Here is a 5,427-nt window from a genome sequence, read left to right on the forward strand (position 1 = left end):
TCCATATTGCTGATAGCAACCGCTGGGCGCCAGGGTTTGGCCATATTGATTTTGAGTCTATTTTTCGAGCTTTGCGAGACATCAACTATCAGGGTTTTGTTTCAGCAGAAATTCTCCAAAAACCTAATTTTCCTGAGGCAGTAAAACAAACCATTGACTATTTAAACAAGCAGGTTCGATTGTAGAAATACGGAGAGGAACCTGTGTTTTTCTCTTACCCCTCTGAAGATAGTTGAGATAGAGCGAAGTTTTCTTACAAATAAATCACCGCTTTTATAATTATTCTCAGAAGTACAGTCTATGACGTAAAGTTAAATTTATGAATTTACAGTATTCTGCAAAACCTGTTAAATTGTACTACGAGTAAAGAAGTAAAAGAGAGATTATTGCAGAACACTTCTAGAAGGTAACTTAGATAGAGTTAAAATATTAGAATTACCACACCGGCAGTTTGCTGCGACATAAATAAAAAAGGCTAAAAACGCGAGAACTATTGAGAAAAGCTTTTTCATCAGTATAGGGGAAGTCCCCTTATAAACCCTGGAGATTACCAAAAAGTTCCCAGGTGGCCTTATAAATAATGTTTTTATGCTTTGGATAAAATAATTTTTGGGGAAGGGTCTTTGAGTAAAGTAAAAAAAATCCCAGGGCATAGTTTCCACCCTGGGATTTACCCTAAAAATAAAGCCTGTTTTTAATTTACTCCTACTTTTGTTTTTTCTCGATTTGCATTGGCTTCTTCTTCTAATTTACGGAGATACTCTTTTCTCTCTGTTTTGTAATCCTTGTAGTACACTGTTCCTTTGTACTCGGTTTCCCAAATGGGGTCAGTTAGTTCTTTAAATGCCTGCGCATATCGATCTATTTCATCTTTGAGAGTAGTTATCAGGGTTTCTGCTCCCTCATGGCTGGGGCGAGCCCCATATTTCTCTACTACTTCTCGTAGAACTTCGGGAACGTCAATGAGCATGCAAGGCCTCATCAGGTTGTTATCATAAGGTTGTTCTTTCTGGATAGCTCGGAAGAAAGGAGAGGAAAAAACTTCTTTTAGAGATTTATCTTTTACGTTATCTACAGTAAAATGGCAGAATACGCAAGGCTCTACGTCTCCAGCGTTATTGATATGGAAGTATCTTCTTCCTCCAGCAATACAACCTCCCACGTATGGCCCGTCATTCCAGAAGTCACCGATAAAAATTGGTTTTTCATAACGAATGCGGTGTACTTGGTTGCGGAGATGAAGCCTTTGTTCTGGAGTAGGCATTAGGGAAGTATCGGGTTTTTTACCTATGGGAACGTAAGTGAAAAACCACCCGAAGGCACACCCTTTGTTAATCAAAAATTCTATAAATTCATCGCTGGATACTAATTCAGTATTATGACGGGTAGCAGTAATGGAAAAGCCAAAAAGCACTCCTTCATCACGTAGAGCTTCCATGGCTTGCATGATTTTTTTGAATGTTCCTTTTCCTCGACGTTCATCAGTCTCTTTTTCGTAGCCTTCTACACTTATAGCGGGATAAACGTTACCCATTTGGGCTAAGCGTTTAGCCACTTCCTGATTAATCAAAGTACCGTTAGTATAAATCTGGAAAGCTATATCGGGGTGTTTTTCAAAAAGATCTAGGTGTTCTTTTCGGATGAATGGCTCTCCTCCAGAAATAGTGAGGAAATTCATGCCCATTTCTTCGGCTTCATTGAATAAGCGATCCAGAAGCTCGATGGGCATATCACTTTCTTTGCGATACTGCCCAGCATAACAACCATAACAGTTAAGATTACATCTCATAGTAGGGCTTACGACAAAGAAAAAAGGAACCTGTACTCCTAACTCTTTTTCTAATTTTTGTCTTTTGGGAACTCCCAAAAGAATGCTCTTAACGATGAGATTAACTACGAGTTTCTCTCTTACATTGGGATGAGTTTCTTGTAGAACACGGCGGGCTAACACTATCTGGGGTCTTTGTTCTTCAAACATTTGACGAAGCGCTCGAATTTGGTCTCGATAATACTCAATAGGAGTAAGCTTCTCCGCCAGATAGGTGAGTCTGATGATGTTTTCATCAGAAGCATTGCGCAAAGAGTTTACCATTAGCTTTACTACTTGCTCAGTAGTGAATGCTTTTAAGGAATCTAAATAACTCATATTAAGTCCCTCCCTCAAAAGGAATTCTTTTTATTATAACACATTGCCTAAGAACTTTGTTTCAAAAGGTCATATGTCCTTTTAACCTCTTGAATGTCTTTCCAGGTTAAATATCGGGGAGATCCTGGTTGTCGAGAATTATAACGGAGGAGAAAACTGGGATGGAACATGGGAAAGATTTTTTTTCCTCCTCGCCAATCAAACCACTGACCCCGAAGTTTGCTGATAGGTTCTTTTTTGCCTAAAAGGTAAAGAGTAGAAGTGCCACCTAAGGTTATGATTATAGAAGGATTGATAATAGCGATTTGAGCCTCCAGATAAGGAAAACAACTATCCATTTCGCTTTGAGCAGGGGTTCTATTGCCCGGGGGACGACACTTTATTATATTGGTAATATATACTTCTTCTCTTTTTAAACCTACTGATTGAAGGATTTTAGTGAGTAACTGGCCGGCTTTACCTACGAAAGGTCTTCCGGTTCGGTCTTCTTCTTCTCCAGGTGCTTCTCCAACGAACATAAGCAATGCATCAGGGTCCCCTTCTCCAAAGACTATTTTAGTTCTGCTCTGAGAAAGGGAACAAAGGGTACATGTTTTTACCTCGCTTTTTATCTCTTCTAATAATTCTTCTTTGCTGATCGAGGACTTTATCACTTTTTCACCTGCAAAACAAAGATACACTTCTTAATTCAGCTATTACTACTAATTTTATCATATAATTAAGCTTTTCAAAAATTTTTCCGATAAGAGAATATCTTTACATCTTTTTAAGTCAGGAGCATTCCTTGTCAAATAACTGCAGCCCTCTGCATAAGGACTTATATAGAACAGAACTATGGGGAAATTTCACTAACCACTCCTTTAAAGACTAAACGTAACTTGTTAAAAACTTATTCTACTCATCCTCAATTCCCCTATCTATCGTCTGCCCTCTGCAATAGCTTTCGTAATCGATATAGTTTTAGCCTGCTTGGATATATCAGGACGATGGAGATATTCAGCACTAGATAGAGGCATCCAGTTATACGTGTTTTCCAATCAAGAGAAACAGCTCATGTATTAGTAGTGGTAATCTTTCCTGTTGTAAGGGAGCAATAGTTTTTTCTATATGTAGCGTGATGAATAGTAGTTCTCTTACTCCTTGTCTCAAGATATAATTTCCGCTCGAGTGGAAGTGAAAAACTGGAATTGCTTCTACCAGCCTTTTCTTTACCAGAGAACAGTTTTTTGCTTTTAGCGCTTTGCTTTATTCAGGAAGTAAGTTGGAAGAAAGCGATTCTATCATTTAGTTGGCTCAATAATGCTATCTTTTTTGAGACTTTCTATATTCCGGACGAGAGCTTTTTTATCCTCCGGCATTAAGATCTTTAAAGTTAAAAGAGATAGCCTGCTCTGGGCAGAAGACTTAATTACTAGAGAAATGAAGGATGACCCTATCGCTAATAGACCTGGAAGTGGTAATTGTAATTTTGGTAAGAAAGGGGAAATTGAAAAGCAGGTAAAATAGTTTCTTCTGATATAGAAGAGCTGCTTAGCTCTCTTTTAGCCATTGTTTCTCTGCAACTCTTGGATTACTTATATAGTTCTGGAGAGAAGATGTAATACGGGCTAACCTCGTCACTTAATTAAAGACGTGACGGTAGAATAATAATCACTTTTCTTCGCTAAGAGGCTCTATGTGGACTATTCCCTCAAAGCCCGTTTGTTCTTTAATTTCTTTTTCTATTTTTTCGGACAGATCATGCCCCTCTTTAACTGAAAGGCTTCCATCTACTTCAATATGCATAGTAATAACTCCTTTACCTCCGTAATCATGGAGGTGAATAGAGTGAACATTATCTACTTCCTTAAATTGGGAAGTTATATTCAAGATCTTCTCCTTCTCTTCAGGAGAAATGCTTCTTCCTAACAGCCGAGAAACCGAGCCCCGCAAAATTTTGCTAGCCATCAAGATGATAATGGTAGAGGTGAATAAACTGCTAACTCCATCCAACCAGGGATAACGAGGAAACAAAAACACTACTAAAACAGGCAGAGAGTCTAAAGCGTCACTACGATGATGCCAGGCTTTAGCGATGAGAAGTTCGGAATTAGATGCCTTTTTCCCCAGAAAAAAGGCTACCTGCGCCAAAATTTCTTTTCCTCCCATGCCTATTAGTATGGCGAAAAGCGCCGGTAAAGAAAACTGAATAGGAGAAGGATGAAAAATCCTCTGGCAACCTTGAATTAAGAATTGAATGCCTACAATAAAAAGAAGAACGGCTATAATAAGAGTAGTGGTATCTTCTAACCGACCATGCCCGAAAGGATGTTCTCGGTCTGGGGGACGATCGAGCTCTCGGGCAATGAAGAAAATGGCTAAAGAAGTAGCTACATCGGACAATGTTTCAAAAGCATCGGCAGTAAGAGCTAAACTTTGAGAAAGGCGGCCATAGTAAAGTTTTATCCCAAAAAGGGTAAAATTCACTAATATACTGATCCAGGCCTCTAATCTGGCGTAGTAAGCCTTGGAGGCCAGAGGATTACTGGGAATTTCTTCTGAAGAAAATTTTTGCTCTCTCATTTTCCACTCTTTGGTTTTCGATAAAATAATCGAGGGTTTTCTTTGCCTCTATATTATAATCTTTTAAGTTTCACTGTAAAGCTATTGAAAATAGCGGTACTTTCCCTGTATCTGTTATAATCTTCCTGTCCTGTATAGTGTTAGCGATTGTTAGAAGCGTTAGAAAAGAAAGCACATCGATGATTGATTCCTGTAGAGCTTTATCTCCTTAAAAGGGAGGGTAGAAAATGGCCAGAAAAATGGGGAAGAAATTACAAACCGAGGTTAGCTCAGAATCCGGTATGATAGATATCTTCATCCTGGTAGTAGTTAGTTTTTTACTTATTATTTCTTCCTGGTTTCTTGGCAATGTGCTTCTTCATTATCAAGTAGAAGATGCTCACATTGAGAAATTCAAGGAGGAATATAAAATAGAGGGAGCATTGGTGGAAGCTATCCAGCTGCTGAAAGATAAAGGTAGTACTTTCCAGGGGGATAATATTCCTTCTTCTTACAGCTCTCTTTTTTACTTTTCAGTAGAAGAGGGTAAACTGATTATCAGTAAAAAGATCGAAGGTCAGGAGAAAGAAGAGGAGAACATGCTACCTGTGGCTGAGGTTACTTTTACCTGGGAAGAAAATGAGTTGAAAATTAACCGAATAGAGACGAGATATAATCTTCCTTATTCTAAATAAACTTATTGATGGAGTGCTGAATTGGAAAACACCAATAAAGATAAA

General features: G+C 38.5%; 5 protein-coding genes. 2 read left to right on the plus strand and 3 right to left on the minus strand.

Annotated elements, in window-relative coordinates:
• A partial coding sequence (locus GXZ17_RS09255) for a sugar phosphate isomerase/epimerase family protein (protein ID WP_409377002.1) occupies positions 1–185 on the plus strand: 185 nt, incomplete at its 5' end.
• 509 nt (positions 186–694) lie between these two features.
• Here GXZ17_RS09255 and GXZ17_RS09260 read toward each other — a convergent pair.
• The 3 genes from GXZ17_RS09260 to GXZ17_RS09270 all read right to left on the minus strand — a co-directional run bounded on the left by GXZ17_RS09260 (position 695) and on the right by GXZ17_RS09270 (position 4,708).
• Positions 695–2,146, minus strand: a complete 1,452-nt coding sequence (locus tag GXZ17_RS09260; protein WP_409377003.1) for a radical SAM protein — start codon at positions 2,144–2,146, stop codon at positions 695–697.
• Positions 2,147–2,193: 47 nt separating this feature from the next.
• Positions 2,194–2,796: a uracil-DNA glycosylase gene (locus tag GXZ17_RS09265; protein WP_409377006.1), complete on the minus strand. Its 603-nt coding sequence runs from the start codon at positions 2,794–2,796 to the stop codon at positions 2,194–2,196.
• A 1,000-nt stretch (positions 2,797–3,796) separates the two neighbouring features.
• Positions 3,797–4,708, minus strand: a complete 912-nt coding sequence (locus tag GXZ17_RS09270) for a cation diffusion facilitator family transporter (RefSeq protein WP_409377004.1) — start codon at positions 4,706–4,708, stop codon at positions 3,797–3,799.
• A 227-nt stretch (positions 4,709–4,935) separates the two neighbouring features.
• On the opposite strand from GXZ17_RS09270, the gene GXZ17_RS09275 reads away from it, so the two are divergent.
• Positions 4,936–5,382, plus strand: a complete 447-nt coding sequence (locus GXZ17_RS09275; protein ID WP_409377005.1) for a hypothetical protein — start codon at positions 4,936–4,938, stop codon at positions 5,380–5,382.
• The last annotated feature ends 45 nt before the right edge of the window (positions 5,383–5,427 follow it).

This window comes from Candidatus Sordicultor fermentans (genome assembly GCF_012728195.1).
GTDB classification, from domain to species: domain Bacteria; phylum Atribacterota; class Atribacteria; order Atribacterales; family Caldatribacteriaceae; genus Sordicultor; species Sordicultor fermentans.

Excerpts from the sequence above, each read along its gene's own strand:
- GXZ17_RS09260 (WP_409377003.1), bottom strand. The coding sequence starts at position 2,146 with ATGAGTTATTTAGATTCCTTAAAAGCATTCACTACTGAGCAAGTAGTA.
- GXZ17_RS09270 (WP_409377004.1), bottom strand. The coding sequence starts at position 4,708 with ATGAGAGAGCAAAAATTTTCTTCAGAAGAAATTCCCAGTAATCCTCTG.
- GXZ17_RS09275 (WP_409377005.1), top strand. The coding sequence starts at position 4,936 with ATGGCCAGAAAAATGGGGAAGAAATTACAAACCGAGGTTAGCTCAGAA.